The sequence below is a fragment of the Pseudomonas sp. GW822-FHT07A10 genome (genome assembly GCF_058798795.1).
This window is the reverse complement of sequence record NZ_JBXAKV010000007.1, coordinates 86,170-99,864: the sequence shown is the minus strand read 5'-3', so window position 1 is coordinate 99,864 and position 13,695 is coordinate 86,170. Positions and strand designations below refer to the sequence as shown.

Annotated in this window: 14 protein-coding genes and 1 tRNA gene; 5 read left to right on the top strand and 10 right to left on the bottom strand. The window is 58.9% G+C overall.

Translation table 11 applies throughout. From position 1 onward, the window contains the following. Nucleotides 1–2: 2 nt before the first annotated feature. The 10 genes from AC1RL4_RS14005 to AC1RL4_RS13960 all read right to left on the bottom strand — a co-directional run bounded on the left by AC1RL4_RS14005 (nt 3) and on the right by AC1RL4_RS13960 (nt 8,659). The gene (locus AC1RL4_RS14005; RefSeq protein ID WP_374707281.1) at nt 3–1,403 is read right to left on the bottom strand and encodes an aminotransferase-like domain-containing protein; all 1,401 of its coding nucleotides are present in this window, start codon (nt 1,401–1,403) and stop codon (nt 3–5) included. Continuing rightward, nucleotides 1,400–1,561 carry a hypothetical protein gene (locus AC1RL4_RS14000; protein ID WP_172901211.1) on the bottom strand — a complete coding sequence of 54 codons (162 nt, stop codon included), beginning with the start codon at nt 1,559–1,561 and terminating at the stop codon, nt 1,400–1,402. Before AC1RL4_RS14000 ends, AC1RL4_RS14005 begins: the two co-directional genes overlap by 4 nt. Nucleotides 1,562–1,739: 178 nt before the next feature. Continuing rightward, nucleotides 1,740–2,840, bottom strand: a complete 1,101-nt coding sequence (ychF, locus tag AC1RL4_RS13995; RefSeq protein WP_018929566.1) for a redox-regulated ATPase YchF — start codon at nt 2,838–2,840, stop codon at nt 1,740–1,742. A gap of 22 nt (nt 2,841–2,862) precedes the next feature. Continuing rightward, entirely contained in the window at nt 2,863–3,447 is a 585-nt protein-coding gene (gene pth, locus AC1RL4_RS13990; RefSeq protein ID WP_019582395.1) for an aminoacyl-tRNA hydrolase, read from the bottom strand. Between the two features lie 169 nt (nt 3,448–3,616). Then, complete coding sequence (locus AC1RL4_RS13985; protein WP_018929567.1) at nt 3,617–4,216, bottom strand: 50S ribosomal protein L25/general stress protein Ctc; 600 nt, start codon at nt 4,214–4,216, stop codon at nt 3,617–3,619. 142 nt (nt 4,217–4,358) lie between these two features. Continuing rightward, nucleotides 4,359–5,300, bottom strand: a complete 942-nt coding sequence (locus AC1RL4_RS13980; RefSeq protein ID WP_003171603.1) for a ribose-phosphate pyrophosphokinase — start codon at nt 5,298–5,300, stop codon at nt 4,359–4,361. 46 nt (nt 5,301–5,346) lie between these two features. Further along, nucleotides 5,347–5,421: transfer RNA gene (locus tag AC1RL4_RS13975), tRNA-Gln, on the bottom strand. Nucleotides 5,422–5,458: 37 nt separating this feature from the next. After that, on the bottom strand, nt 5,459–6,310 hold the full coding sequence (ispE, locus tag AC1RL4_RS13970; RefSeq protein ID WP_026331940.1) for a 4-(cytidine 5'-diphospho)-2-C-methyl-D-erythritol kinase: 852 nt from the start codon (nt 6,308–6,310) through the stop codon (nt 5,459–5,461). 2 nt (nt 6,311–6,312) lie between these two features. Continuing rightward, entirely contained in the window at nt 6,313–6,930 is a 618-nt protein-coding gene (gene lolB / locus AC1RL4_RS13965) for a lipoprotein insertase outer membrane protein LolB (protein ID WP_019582393.1), read from the bottom strand. Nucleotides 6,931–6,934: 4 nt separating this feature from the next. Next, nucleotides 6,935–8,659 carry a tetratricopeptide repeat protein gene (locus AC1RL4_RS13960; RefSeq protein ID WP_230173902.1) on the bottom strand — a complete coding sequence of 575 codons (1,725 nt, stop codon included), beginning with the start codon at nt 8,657–8,659 and terminating at the stop codon, nt 6,935–6,937. A 235-nt stretch (nt 8,660–8,894) separates the two neighbouring features. Between AC1RL4_RS13960 and hemA the strand changes: the two genes are divergently transcribed. Genes hemA through murI form a run of 5 tightly spaced genes read left to right on the top strand, consistent with a single transcriptional unit; the run spans nt 8,895 to nt 13,627 of the window. Then, on the top strand, nt 8,895–10,184 hold the full coding sequence (gene hemA, locus AC1RL4_RS13955) for a glutamyl-tRNA reductase (RefSeq protein WP_007939757.1): 1,290 nt from the start codon (nt 8,895–8,897) through the stop codon (nt 10,182–10,184). Then, the gene (gene prfA, locus AC1RL4_RS13950; RefSeq protein ID WP_007939759.1) at nt 10,181–11,263 is read left to right on the top strand and encodes a peptide chain release factor 1; all 1,083 of its coding nucleotides are present in this window, start codon (nt 10,181–10,183) and stop codon (nt 11,261–11,263) included. Before hemA ends, prfA begins: the two co-directional genes overlap by 4 nt. Beyond that, complete coding sequence (gene prmC, locus AC1RL4_RS13945; protein WP_028939864.1) at nt 11,264–12,094, top strand: peptide chain release factor N(5)-glutamine methyltransferase; 831 nt, start codon at nt 11,264–11,266, stop codon at nt 12,092–12,094. Then, on the top strand, nt 12,088–12,843 hold the full coding sequence (locus AC1RL4_RS13940) for a molybdopterin-synthase adenylyltransferase MoeB (protein WP_019582390.1): 756 nt from the start codon (nt 12,088–12,090) through the stop codon (nt 12,841–12,843). Before prmC ends, AC1RL4_RS13940 begins: the two co-directional genes overlap by 7 nt. Then, complete coding sequence (murI, locus tag AC1RL4_RS13935) at nt 12,836–13,627, top strand: glutamate racemase (protein ID WP_019582389.1); 792 nt, start codon at nt 12,836–12,838, stop codon at nt 13,625–13,627. Before AC1RL4_RS13940 ends, murI begins: the two co-directional genes overlap by 8 nt. The last annotated feature ends 68 nt before the right edge of the window (nt 13,628–13,695 follow it).

Sequence of the window (13,695 nt, the reverse complement as noted above, 5' to 3'; positions counted from 1 at the left end):
GGCTATGGCTCTTCGCTGATAGCCTGGGCCAGTTTCTTCAGGGCCAGGGGTATATCCTTGCTCCAGTCGAGGGTGTAGCTCAGGCGCACGTGATGCCGCCAGGCCCCCTGCTGGCTGAATATTTCCCCGGGGGCGATAACGATGCGCTGGGCCAGCAAGCGCTCGAACACCCGCCGCATGTCCACCGAGTGCCTGGCCTCGAGCCAGAAGGTCGCTCCGCCTTGCGGTGCGACAACCCGTAACTGGCCATCGCCGTGCGCCTCCAGCAAGGCCTCCATCCGTTTCATCCGGTCCAGCAGCATGGCCCGCAGCACCATTAGATGCTGGTCGATGCGCTTGGAGCTGAAGAGTTTGGCGATCGCTTTCTGACGGATCGGTGACAGACGAAATGCCCGTTCCAGAAATAACCGATGCAACTGAGGCCCGTGTCGGCGACACAGTACATAACCATAGGGCGCTTCCGAGCCGATGATCTTGTCGAAGGTTGAGAACACCAACAGCTTTTCCGGATCGGCAAAATCGCGATAGCGCGCGGGTTTGGGAGAGAAATAGAACTCGCCGTAGCTGTCGTTTTCGAACAGCCAGACATCCCGCTCCGCCAGCCAGCGACAGATTTGCTGTTTATCCTGCGCCGGCATCAGCTTGCCTTGGGGAATATTCACGGTCGACGACAGCACCGCCAGCCGGATGGGCTCACGCCTGAGCAACTCACTGAGCGTGGACAGATCGAAGCGTCCATCCTCGCCGAGCGGGACTTCGATCACGCGAATCTTGGCTGCCTGCAACTGACGCAGGATCGCCCATGAGCAAGGCGACTCCACCAGCGCCACAGTGCCACCCAGATTCAAGGCGCTGAGGGACAACTCCAGCACACTGCGCAGGTCTGAGCCGATAAACACGTGCTCGGCCTGCCAGTAGCTGTGAGTGGAACGGGTGTAGCGGTCGGCCAGGGCGCCGCGTAGCTCAGGCTCGCCGAACGGCTGATAGAGTGGCGCATGGGAGCGCGGGTATTGCCGGGCCAGTTCGCGCTCCATCATCAACAACGGGTTTTCCAGCGACAACAACATCGCCGGCGCGTCACTGCTAAGGGCCAGCATCCCCGGCTGGCGCGCGTTGGAGAATACGTTGTCCAGCAGATTGGGCGAGCCCTCGTTCAATAAGGGGGCCGGCATCGCCTTGGTGAAATAACCGAACTTGGGTTTGGCATAGATCCGTCCCTCGTCTTCGAGAAGCGAATAGGCGTACTTGGTCGTCGACACCGACACATTCAGGCGCCGGGCCAGTTGCCGCAAGGACGGCAATTTCTGTTCACGTTCCGAATTGGCGGTTTCGATCAGCTCGACCAGATAGCGGTACACCGCCTGATAGGCGAAAGAGGCGTCTTTGGTTGTAAGCAGGCTCACTTGCTGAAATTCCTGTGTGCCCACTGCACGAAAACGCTGGCGACCTGAAGCGGCAAGCCTGAGGTATGTTTTTCCAGGTGTTCAAGTCCAGCGATGACCTGGGACCTGATGGCAATGCCATCAAGCAAAACCAGACGACGTTCGAAAGGAAATGGCATGCTCTTCATCCCTGTAGTGATTGCCAATAAAACTATTCTTGCATAACTGGGCAGCGTTCCCGCGTTACCGGACAGGCTACGGATGGAGGAGGGGGGGCAATATGCAAAATCCCCGTATCAGCGAGTGATTACGGGGATTTTGTGTCTATCGAGGTCCGTGGAAAACCACGGTTCCTCTTTAGACGTTGAAACGGAAGTGCATCACGTCGCCGTCTTTAACGATGTAGTCCTTGCCTTCCAGGCGCCATTTACCGGCTTCTTTGGTGCCGGCTTCGCCCTTGTACTGGATGAAGTCGTCATAGGCGATGACTTCGGCGCGGATGAAGCCTTTTTCGAAGTCGGTGTGGATCACGCCGGCGGCTTGCGGTGCGGTAGCACCGACGCGGACTGTCCAGGCACGGACTTCTTCGACACCGGCGGTGAAGTAGGTCTGCAGGTGCAGCATTTCGTAGCCGGCGCGGATTACGCGGTTCAGGCCGGGCTCTTCGAGGCCCAGGGCTTCGAGGAACATGTCTTTCTCTTCGCCGTCTTCCAGTTCGGCGATTTCGGCTTCGATCTTGTTGCAGACCGGAACCACCACGGCGCCTTCTTCTTCGGCGATGGCCTTGACCACGTCCAGCAGCGGGTTGTTCTCGAAACCGTCTTCAGCGACGTTGGCGATGTACATGACCGGCTTGGTGGTCAGCAGGTGGAAACCGCGAATCACCTGCTTCTCGTCGGTGCTCATGTTCTTCATCAGGCTGCGCGCAGGCTTGCCCAGGGTGAAGTGAGCGATCAGCTGCTCAAGCAGGCCTTTCTGGACCACTGCGTCCTTGTCACCGCCCTTGGCGTTACGAGCGACTTTCTGCAGTTGCTTCTCGCAGCTGTCGAGGTCGGCGAAGATCAGTTCCAGGTCGATGATTTCGATGTCGCGTTTCGGGTCGACGCTATTGGAGACGTGAATCACGTTCTCGTCTTCGAAGCAGCGGACCACGTGGGCGATGGCATCGGTCTCGCGGATGTTGGCGAGGAACTTGTTGCCCAGGCCTTCACCTTTCGAGGCGCCGGCCACCAGGCCTGCGATGTCGACGAATTCCATGGTGGTCGGCAGGATGCGCTTGGGCTTGACGATGGCCGCCAGGGCTTCCAGACGCGGATCCGGCATCGGCACGATACCGCTGTTGGGCTCGATGGTGCAGAAGGGGAAGTTCTCGGCCGCGATCCCGGACTTGGTCAGGGCGTTGAACAGGGTGGACTTGCCGACGTTAGGCAGGCCGACGATGCCGCAATTGAATCCCATGGTGTTTCCCCTCGGATTAGAGTCAGGCCTTCTGGCTGTGCAGGTTTTTCATCGCGCGGTTCCATTCCCCGGCGAGGATATCCGGCAGCACGCCGAGGGCAAAGTCGATGCTGGCATCGAGTTTTTCCTGTTCGGCGCGTGGCGCACGACCCAGGACGAAATTTGAAACCATACTGGCGACGCCCGGGTGGCCGATGCCAAGCCGCAGGCGGTAGAACGTATTCTGATTGCCCAGTTGCGCGATGATGTCGCGCAACCCGTTGTGACCGCCATGGCCGCCGCCCTGCTTGAGCTTGGCGACGCCCGGAGGCAGGTCGAGTTCGTCATGCGCCACCAGAATCTCTTCCGGCTTTATGCGAAAGAAGCCGGCAAGTGCCGCTACGGCCTGGCCGCTGCGGTTCATGTAGGTGGTGGGAATCAGCAGACGAACATCCTGACCCTGATGCGAATAGCGCCCGGTCAGGCCGAAATATTTACGATCGGCCACAAGGTTGACACCCTGTGCCTGCGCGATGCGCTCAACAAAAAGGGCCCCTGCGTTATGCCGGGTCTGTTCGTATTCAGCGCCTGGATTTCCCAGGCCAACGATCAGTTTGATGGCAGTCACGATAGGGGCCCTTCCTTGAAGTGGTGGATAACATCGCCGCCATCAGGGAGTGCGGCGAAAGTGGACGACAAGTGCTCATTTACCATTATGTAAACTCCGCGTTCTCGCCCGCTTTCTCGCTACGCTCTAGTCCGCGATGTTACCGGTCACTCCGGCGTACAGAGTGAATTTACTCTGCAGCGCCTTCTGCAGCTTCTGGAGCAACACGTGGAGCGTGAACGTTGGCAACAGCCAGGTCGTTACCGTGAGCCAGAGCAACAAATTCAACGCCTTTAGGAGCGCTGATGTCGGACAGGTGAATGATCGAGCCGACTTCGGCGTTAGCCAGGTCAACTTCGATGAATTCAGGCAGGTCTTTCGGCAGGCAGGACACTTCGATTTCAGCAACAACGTGCGAAATCTCGCCGCCTTTCTTCACCGGAGCAGCTTCGTTGATGAAGTGCACTGGAACGATAGCGGTCAGCTTCTGGCCAGCAACTACGCGTACGAAGTCAGCGTGCATCACGTGGCCTTTGGCCGGGTGACGCTGCAGAGCCTTGATGATTACGTTTTGCTTGGTGCCGCCAACGTTCAGCTCGATGATGTGGCTGTAAGCCGCTTCGTTTTCGAGCAGTTTGGCAACTTCTTTAGCCAGCATGCTGATGGATTCAGGGGCTTTTTCGCCACCGTAAACTACAGCTGGAACCAGGCTTGCGAGACGACGCAGGCGGCGGCTCGCACCTTTCCCCAGGTCGGAACGCACTTCAGCATTCAGAGTAAAATCGTTCATGTTGTATCTCCAAAATAACCACATTCGCCCCAGCGTTTGCGACCAGCGCTAAAGGCGATATGGGCAAAAAAGCCCCGCCCCGACATGAATGCCGGGGCGGGGCGCTTTTCGTCAACAGGATGTAATGAAAAGGGCAGGGCCCTTAACGGAACATCGCGCTGATCGATTCTTCATTGCTGATGCGGCGGACCGCCTCGGCAACTACCGGTGCGATATCCAGTTGGCGGATACGCGCACAGGCTTGTGCTGCAGCGGACAGCGGGATGGTGTTCGTCACCACCAGCTCGTCCAGCACGGAATTTTCAATGTTTTCGATCGCCCGACCCGACAGCACAGGGTGCGTGCAGTAGGCGAAAACCTTGGCAGCGCCATGCTCTTTCAAGGCCTTGGCCGCGTGGCACAGAGTGCCGGCGGTATCGACCATGTCATCGACCAGAATACAGGTACGCCCTTCGACATCACCGATGATATGCATCACTTCAGAGTGATTGGCTTTCTCACGGCGTTTGTCGATGATCCCGAGATCCACGCCCAGGGATTTGGCAACAGCCCGTGCACGCACGACGCCGCCAATGTCCGGGGACACGATCATCAGGTTTTCGAAGCGCTGATCTTCAATGTCATCCACCAGTACCGGGGAGCCGTAGATGTTATCTACCGGAATATCGAAGAAACCCTGGATTTGGTCAGCATGCAGATCAACCGTGAGAACACGGTCGATGCCGACTACGGTAAGCATGTCAGCAACGACTTTCGCGCTGATAGCCACACGTGCGGAACGCGGACGGCGATCCTGACGGGCATAACCAAAGTAAGGAATAACAGCAGTGATACGAGTAGCCGAGGAGCGGCGGAAGGCATCAGCCATCACTACCAGTTCCATCAGGTTATCGTTGGTCGGAGCGCAAGTCGGCTGAATAATGAAGACATCTTTACCGCGGACGTTTTCATTGATCTCGGCTGTAATTTCGCCGTCGGAAAACTTACCGACAGAGATGTCGCCGAGAGGGATATGCAGCTGACGTACAACACGCCGAGCCAGATCGGGGTTAGCGTTCCCCGTAAAGACCATCATCTTGGACACGCGCAGTACCTGAAGGCTGAGGGTAACCTGGATGAGTATAGGAAAATGGCAGGGGCGGCTGGATTCGAACCAACGCATGGCAGGATCAAAACCTGCTGCCTTACCGCTTGGCGACGCCCCTGTATCTGTTGCTACGAGTACCCAGTACCCGATTCCTTTTAGAGCAGACTTTGCAGCTTGCGATGCAACATCGAAACGTTGCTTCCTTTTGCCACAAACCCTGTAAGGGTCTCTGTAAGAAGGGCCGAGACTTTATCAGCTTCAGCTTTGCTTGGGAAGCCCCCAAACACACAACTTCCAGTTCCGGTGAGTTTTGCTTCGGTAAATTTACCTAACAAATTCAAGGCGTTACGTACCTCTGGATAACGTCTTGCTACCACCGGTAAGCAGTCATTTCGACTGTTTCCCTTGGGAACGGGGCGCACTTTAATGGGAGGAGTGTTACGTGTCAACAGCGGATCTGAAAAAATTTCTGCTGTACTTACAGATACTTGCGGCACAAGCACCAGATACCACGGTTCCTCGGGTTCTACAGGCGTGAGTTTCTCCCCCACGCCCTCGGCGAAAGCCGCGTGGCCACGCACGAAAACCGGGACGTCGGCGCCAAGCGTCAGACCCAGCGCGGCCAGCCTGTCTTCATCCCAGCCCAGTTGCCAAAGATGATTGAGGCCCAGCAACGTGGTCGCCGCATTTGAACTGCCGCCACCGATTCCACCGCCCATGGGCAGGATTTTTTCGATCCAGATGTCGATGCCCAACGAACAACCGGATTGCTCCTGGAGTTTTTTTGCGGCTTTGACGATCAGGTTGCTGTCGTGAGGGACGTCGGCGAATTCGGTGTGCAACCGAATCACACCATCGTCGCGAACGGCGAAGGTGATTTCATCGCCGTAATCGAGAAACTGAAAAATCGTCTGCAACTCGTGGTAACCGTCTTCACGGCGACCGAGGATGTGCAGCATCAGGTTGAGTTTGGCGGGCGAGGGCAGTGTCAGGCGTGGGGCAGTCATCGTCATTGCCCCAGTTTGCGCGGTTGCCAGTCCTTGATCACCAGCGTGACATCAAGGTCGGTGCCGTGCAGTTTGATCCGCTCGGGCAGCCAATAGCCGTTTTGCTCGGCATAACTGAGGTACTCGACCTGCCAGCCATCCTGTTCAAGATTGGCCAGGCGGCTGTCGACGTCCAGGGTCAGACGACTTTTGCTGTCCGGGGCCGGGAGACCGCGAACCCACCACGCCAGATGGGACACCGGCAATTTCCAGCCCAGTTGTTCTTCGACCAGGGCTTCCGGAGTCGACGCGTCATAACGGCCCTGATTGGCCACTTCCAGCGAGACTTTGCCGGGGCGCCCGGTCAAGCGGGCCGCGCCACGACCCAGTGGGCCGGAGAGGCGGATGTCGTAGTAATCCTGGCGTTGCAGCCAGAACAGGGTGCCGCTGCCCGAATCTTTTGGCGCGCGGATACCGATCTTGCCGTTGATCTGCCAGCCGTCGAGGTTGCTCAGTTGTTGTTTGTGCTCGCGCCATTGGGCCGGGTTGCCGTGCCCCCCGACCGATTCGCGGGCGCTGAAGCCCGCGCAACCGGCGAGCAGGGCGATGAAGCTGAAAACGATGATGTGGCGCAAAAACATAATTTTAAAGAGTCTCTGATCCGGTCAGGCGCTTGATGGTGCTGCGCAGGGTAGGGCTGTCGGGCTGCTCCTTGAGGAACTTGCTCCAGACTTGTTTGGCTTCGCGTTGTTTGCCATTGGCCCACAGGACTTCGCCCAGATGAGCGGCAACTTCCTGATCAGGGAAGCGCTCCAGCGCCTGGCGCAAATAGCGCTCGGCTTCGTCGAGGTTGCCCAGGCGGAAATTCACCCAGCCGAGGCTGTCGAGAACGGCCGGGTCTTCCGGGTTCAACTGGTGCGCTTGTTCGATCAGGGCCTTGGCTTCGGCGTAGCGTGTGGTGCGGTCGGACAGGGTGTAGCCGAGGGCGTTCAACGCCATCGCATTGTCCGGGTCGCGTTTGATGATCAGTCGCAGGTCTTTTTCCATCTGCGCCAGGTCATTGCGTTTTTCCGCCTGCATGGCTCGGGTATACAGCAGATTCAAATCATCCGGGAATTTCTGCAGGGCCTGCTGCAAGACGTTCCAGGCCTTGTCGCCCTGTTTGTTGGCCGACAAGGTTTCGACTTCGATCAGGTACAACTGAATCGCGTAATCGGGTTGCTCGTCGCGCTGGGCCGCCAGACGGCTTTGGGCTTCGGCGGTCCTGCCGTTGTTCATCAGAATATCGGCCTGACGCAATTGCGCTGGCAGGTAATCGTTGCCGGGCCTGACCTGGGCGTACTCGATCAGCGCGCCCTGGGGGTCGTTACGCTCTTCAGCGATACGCCCAAGGTTCAGGTGCGCCGAGTCGACGTGGCTTTCCCTGGCGATCAAGTCTTCCAGATAACCTTTTGCTTCGTTCCAGGCCTTGGCTTCCAGGCAGACCAGGGCCAACGAATAACGCAGTTCGTCGTCTTCCGGGTATTGCTGCACCAGGCTCGAGAACTCGACCTTGGCGTCGTCCATGCGGTCCTGTTCGACCAGCATGCGCGCGTAGGTCAGGCGCAGGCGTTTGTCGTCCGGGTATTTCTTGATGCTTTTTTGCAGCAACGGCAAGGCTTCATCGCCACGGCTGAGCCCTTGCAGCAGGCGTGCGCGCAGCAGAATCGGCGCTATTTCGCCTTCTTCCGGCGGGTTGTCTTCGAGCAGGGTCAGCGCGCCTTTGGCGTCGCCATCCTGTTGCAACAGCAAGGCCTTGCCGAAAATCAGCTGGTTGTTGTGCGGGTGGCGCTGCAACAAACGGTCAAAACCTTTCATCAGGCCGTTGCGGGTTTCCTGGTCGGTATCGGCCGCGGACAGGGCGAGGAAGTCGAAATGCGTGTCGCCTTTGCCCTGCAGGACTTTTTCCATATAAACCATGGATTCGTCGTAACGCCCGGCGCGGGCGAGTTGCACGGCCGCCGCCCGTTGCGCCTCGAGATCGTTCGGGGCGTTTTTTGCCCAGATCAGCGAGGTGTCGAGGGCCGCTTGATCGGCGCCCAGGTATTCGGCAATACGAAATGCCCGCTCGGAGATGCCCGGATCCTGGGTATTGATGGCCTGGGTCACGTAGTTGTCCAGGGCAATGTCGTAACGATTGCGCTGGCCAGCCAGTTCGGCGCTCAACAGGCTGAAGACTGTTTCTTCGCTGAACGAGCTGTAAACCTTGGGCTTTTCAGGCGCCGGAGTGCTGTCTTCGACCGGCGGCGTACCGTCCGACGAAACGGGTGCCAAGGCCTGGCAGCCGCTGAGGAAGACAAAAGCAAGGAGCAACGCGGAAGATCTATTCATATAGGGAAGAGGACGACTAACCTGCGGTCGGATCATCATGACACAAGCCTTCGGCCAAACATAACCGCCCGGCCAATTTACCCGCACACGCAATCCCGGCAGGCCTGGTGCTGGTGTAAACGAGAACGGATCGCAGCTTCGGCAGCGTCAACCGGGACGATAGATATCGAGTGGTTGTTCTGGCTCTGTCGAAGTAGGACAATTGTCGGCTTCACGTCACCATCAGCGACCTTGAATGGCCTTCCTTGCACTCGGTATTAACCACAAGACTGCTTCAGTAGACGTCCGCGAGCGCGTGGCCTTTACCCCTGAGCAGCTGGTTGAGGCCTTGCAGCAGCTCTGCCGACTCACCGACAGCCGCGAAGCTGCGATCCTCTCCACCTGCAATCGCAGTGAACTGTATATAGAACAGGATCACCTTTCGGCTGACATCGTGCTGCGCTGGCTGGCCGATTATCATCATTTGAGCCTCGACGAGCTGCGTGCGAGCGCTTATGTGCATGAAGATGATGCGGCAGTTCGTCACATGATGCGGGTCGCTTCCGGGCTCGATTCGCTGGTGTTGGGCGAGCCGCAGATTCTCGGTCAGATGAAGTCGGCTTATGCTGTGGCTCGCGAAGCCGGCACCATCGGTCCGTTGCTCGGGCGGCTGTTCCAGGCCACGTTCAATGCGGCCAAACAGGTGCGAACCGATACCGCCATCGGCGAAAACCCGGTGTCCGTGGCGTTTGCCGCGGTCAGCCTGGCGAAACAGATTTTCAGTGATTTGCAACGCAGCCAGGCCTTGTTGATCGGCGCCGGCGAGACCATCACCCTGGTCGCCCGCCATCTGCATGAGCTGGGCGTGAAGCGAATCGTGGTCGCCAACCGCACCCTGGAGCGCGCAAGCACCCTGGCCGAGCAGTTTGGCGCCCACGCGGTGTTGCTCTCGGATATCCCGACAGAACTGGTGCGCAGCGATATCGTCATCAGTTCCACTGCCAGCCAATTGCCGATTCTCGGTAAAGGCGCAGTGGAAAGCGCCTTGAAATTGCGCAAGCACAAGCCGATCTTCATGGTGGATATCGCCGTTCCTCGGGATATCGAGCCGGAAGTCGGCGAGTTGGATGACGTTTACCTGTATAGCGTCGACGATCTCCACGAAGTGGTCGCCGAAAACCTCAAGAGCCGTCAGGGCGCTGCCCAGGCGGCCGAAGAGATGGTGTCGGTCGGTGCCGAAGATTTCATGGTTCGCCTGCGCGAACTGGCGGCGGTGGATGTGCTCAAGGCTTATCGTCAACAAAGCGAGCGCCTGCGCGACGAAGAGTTGCAGAAGGCCCAGCGCATGCTCGCCAACGGCAGCAGTGCCGAGGACGTGCTGGTGCAACTGGCCCGTGGCCTGACCAACAAACTCTTGCATGCCCCGAGCGTGCAATTGAAAAAGCTCTCTGCCGAAGGCCGCCTCGATGCGCTGGCCATGGCCCAGGAACTCTTTGCCCTCGGTGAGGGCTCATCGGATAGCTTTTCGGATAAGAAACCGCAATGAAAGCGTCACTGCTCAATAAGCTGGACATCCTCCAGGACCGTTTCGAGGAATTGACCGCCCTGCTTGGCGATGGCGAAGTCATTTCCGATCAGAACAAATTCCGCACCTATTCCAAGGAATACGCGGAGGTCGAGCCGATCGTCGACACCTATAAACAGCTGCTTAAAGTGCAGGGCGACCTCGAAGGCGCACAGGCACTGCTCAAGGACAGCGACCCGGACATGCGTGAAATGGCCGTGGAGGAAGTCCGCGAAGCCAAGGAGCGATTGATCGAGCTCGAAGCCAGCCTGCAACGCATGCTGCTGCCCAAGGATCCAAACGACGGTCGTAACGTGTTCCTGGAAATCCGCGCGGGCACCGGCGGTGACGAAGCGGCGATTTTCTCCGGCGACTTGTTCCGCATGTATTCGCGCTATGCCGAGCGGCGTGGCTGGCGGGTAGAGATTCTCTCGGAGAACGAAGGCGAACACGGTGGCTATAAAGAAGTTATCGCCCGTGTCGAAGGCGAGAACGTCTACGGCAAACTGAAGTTCGAATCCGGTGCGCACCGTGTGCAGCGGGTTCCGGCCACTGAATCTCAAGGTCGCATCCACACCTCGGCCTGCACCGTGGCGGTATTGCCCGAGCCGGATGAGCAGGAAGCCATCGAGATCAACCCGGCGGATCTGCGGGTCGACACCTATCGCTCCTCCGGTGCCGGTGGTCAGCACGTCAACAAGACCGACTCGGCGATTCGTATCACGCACTTGCCGTCGGGTATTGTCGTCGAGTGCCAGGAAGAACGTTCCCAGCACAAGAACCGCGCCCGGGCGATGTCCTGGCTGTCGGCCAAGCTCAACGACCAGCAGACCAGTGCCGCGGCCAATGCCATCGCCAGCGAGCGTAAATTGCTGGTCGGTTCCGGTGACCGCTCCGAGCGGATTCGTACCTACAACTTCGCCCAAGGCCGGGTCACCGACCATCGGGTCAACCTGACGCTGTATTCGCTCGACGAAATTCTTGCGGGCGGCGTGGATGCGGTGATCGAACCGTTGCTGGCCGAGTACCAGGCCGATCAATTGGCAGCGATAGGTGAGTAAATGACGATCATTGCCAGTTTGCTGCGCGCCGCCGATTTGCCTGATTCGCCCACCGCGCGTCTGGATGCCGAATTGCTGCTGGCGGCGGCCTTGGGAAAGTCCCGCAGCTTTCTGCACACCTGGCCTGAGCGTATCGTCCCGAGTGAAGCGGCACTGAAGTTTGCCGAGTACTTGCAGCGCCGCCGCAGCGGTGAGCCAGTGGCCTATATTCTGGGTCAGCAAGGCTTCTGGAAGCTCGACCTGGAAGTCGCGCCCCACACGTTGATTCCGCGTCCCGACACTGAATTGCTGGTGGAAGCGGCGTTGGAACTGTTGCCGGCCACCCCAGCCAAGGTGCTCGATCTGGGCACCGGCAGTGGTGCCATCGCCCTGGCGCTGGCCAGCGAGCGTCCGGCCTGGAAGGTCACCGCCGTGGATCGCGTGCTGGAAGCCGTGGCCCTGGCCGAGCGCAATCGTCAGCGCTTGAACCTGAACAATGCCACGGTGTTGAGCAGTCATTGGTTCAGTGCCCTGGAGGGCCAGCGCTTTCAACTGATCATCAGTAATCCGCCCTACATCGCTTCGACCGATCCGCATCTGGTGGAGGGCGACGTACGCTTTGAGCCGGCCAGTGCCTTGGTGGCGGGTGTCGATGGGCTCGACGATTTGCGTCTGATTGTCGCCCAGGCACCGGATTATCTTGAAGCGGGTGGCTGGTTGATGCTCGAACACGGTTACGATCAAGCCTGCGCAGTGTGCGATTTGCTGCTGACCCGCGGCTTTGAAGAAGTCCATAGCCGCACCGATCTGGGCGGTCACCAACGCATCAGTCTGGGGCGCTTGCCGTGCTGAATGATCAGGAATTGCTGCGATACAGCCGGCAGATTCTGCTGCAACACGTCGACATCGACGGCCAGTTACGGCTCAAAGAAAGCCGTGTGTTGATTATCGGTCTCGGTGGCCTCGGTTCGCCGGTTGCGCTGTACCTGGCCGCAGCTGGTGTCGGTGAGTTGCATCTGGCGGACTTCGACACGGTCGACCTGACCAATCTGCAACGCCAGATCGTTCACGACACCGACAGCGTCGGCCTGAGCAAGGTCGATTCGGCGATCCGTCGCCTGACCGCGATCAATCCAGAGATTCAGCTGATCGCCCATCGCACTGCATTGGACGAGGACTCACTGGCCGCCGCTGTTGCCTCGGTGGATCTGGTGCTGGACTGTTCCGACAATTTTTCCACCCGCGAGGCGGTCAACGCTGCGTGTGTGGCTGCGCGCAAGCCGTTGGTCAGCGGTGCGGCGATTCGCCTGGAAGGGCAATTGTCGGTGTTCGACCCGCGTCGTCCAGAGAGCCCGTGCTACCACTGTTTATACGGGCACGGCAGCGAGGCCGAGTTGACCTGCAGCGAGGCGGGCGTCGTCGGTCCTTTGGTCGGGTTGGTCGGCAGCCTCCAGGCACTGGAAGCGCTGAAACTGCTGGTGGGGTTCGGCGAGCCGCTGGTGGGGCGCCTGTTATTGATCGATGCCTTGGGCTCACGCTTCCGTGAATTGCGGGTCAAGCGTGATCCAGGCTGCAGCGTCTGCGGGTCGCGCCATGCGTGAAGCGCCGATTGCTGTGTTCGATTCCGGCGTCGGTGGACTCTCCGTGCTGGCCGAGATCCAGCAGTTGCTGCCAAACGAGTCTCTGTTGTACTTCGGCGATTGCGGGAATATTCCCTACGGCGAGAAAACCCCGGCATTCATCCGCCAGCGTTGCAGTGTCATGGCGCAGTTCTTTCAGCAGCAAGGCGCCAAGGCGCTGGTGCTGGCTTGCAACACCGCGACGGTGGCCGGCGTTGCGGACTTGCGGCGCGATTATCCCGAGTGGCCTATCGTCGGCATGGAGCCTGCGGTTAAACCGGCCGCTGCGGCAACGCGCAGCGGTGTGGTTGGCGTGCTCGCCACCACCGGTACTTTGCAGAGTGCCAAGTTTGCTGCCTTGCTCGATCGTTTCGCCACCGATGTACGGGTGATTACTCAGCCGTGCCCCGGGCTGGTGGAGCTGATTGAAAATGGCGATCTGCACAGCGAGACATTGCGTCAGTTGCTGCGAGGGTATGTCGAGCCGCTGCTGGCTGCAGGTGCAGATACGATCATTCTGGGCTGTACGCATTATCCCTTTTTAAAGCCGCTGCTAAAGCAGATGCTCCCGCAAAACATCAGCTTGATCGATACCGGTGCTGCTGTGGCGCGGCAGCTCCAGCGTCTGCTGGCCGAGCGAGAATTGCTGGCCGAGGGGCCTGCTCGCCCCGCACAGTTCTGGTCGAGTGCGGACCCAGAGCATTTCAGAAATATCTTGCCGATCCTGTGGAATATGTCTGGGGTTGTGCGAAGCTTCGAAAGATAGAGACGCGTAGCAAACGGATAATTGGGGTGAGCTTCTGATTAAACGGTGACTTCTATAGCTTTGTTTGT

Coding starts and splice junctions, on each gene's coding strand:
- AC1RL4_RS14000 (WP_172901211.1), bottom strand. CDS start 1,561: ATGCCATTTCCTTTCGAACGTCGTCTGGTTTTGCTTGATGGCATTGCC.
- ychF (WP_018929566.1), bottom strand. CDS start 2,840: ATGGGATTCAATTGCGGCATCGTCGGCCTGCCTAACGTCGGCAAGTCC.
- AC1RL4_RS13985 (WP_018929567.1), bottom strand. CDS start 4,216: ATGAACGATTTTACTCTGAATGCTGAAGTGCGTTCCGACCTGGGGAAA.
- ispE (WP_026331940.1), bottom strand. CDS start 6,310: ATGACTGCCCCACGCCTGACACTGCCCTCGCCCGCCAAACTCAACCTG.
- lolB (WP_019582393.1), bottom strand. CDS start 6,930: ATGTTTTTGCGCCACATCATCGTTTTCAGCTTCATCGCCCTGCTCGCC.
- AC1RL4_RS13960 (WP_230173902.1), bottom strand. CDS start 8,659: ATGAATAGATCTTCCGCGTTGCTCCTTGCTTTTGTCTTCCTCAGCGGC.
- hemA (WP_007939757.1), top strand. CDS start 8,895: ATGGCCTTCCTTGCACTCGGTATTAACCACAAGACTGCTTCAGTAGAC.
- prfA (WP_007939759.1), top strand. CDS start 10,181: ATGAAAGCGTCACTGCTCAATAAGCTGGACATCCTCCAGGACCGTTTC.
- prmC (WP_028939864.1), top strand. CDS start 11,264: ATGACGATCATTGCCAGTTTGCTGCGCGCCGCCGATTTGCCTGATTCG.
- murI (WP_019582389.1), top strand. CDS start 12,836: ATGCGTGAAGCGCCGATTGCTGTGTTCGATTCCGGCGTCGGTGGACTC.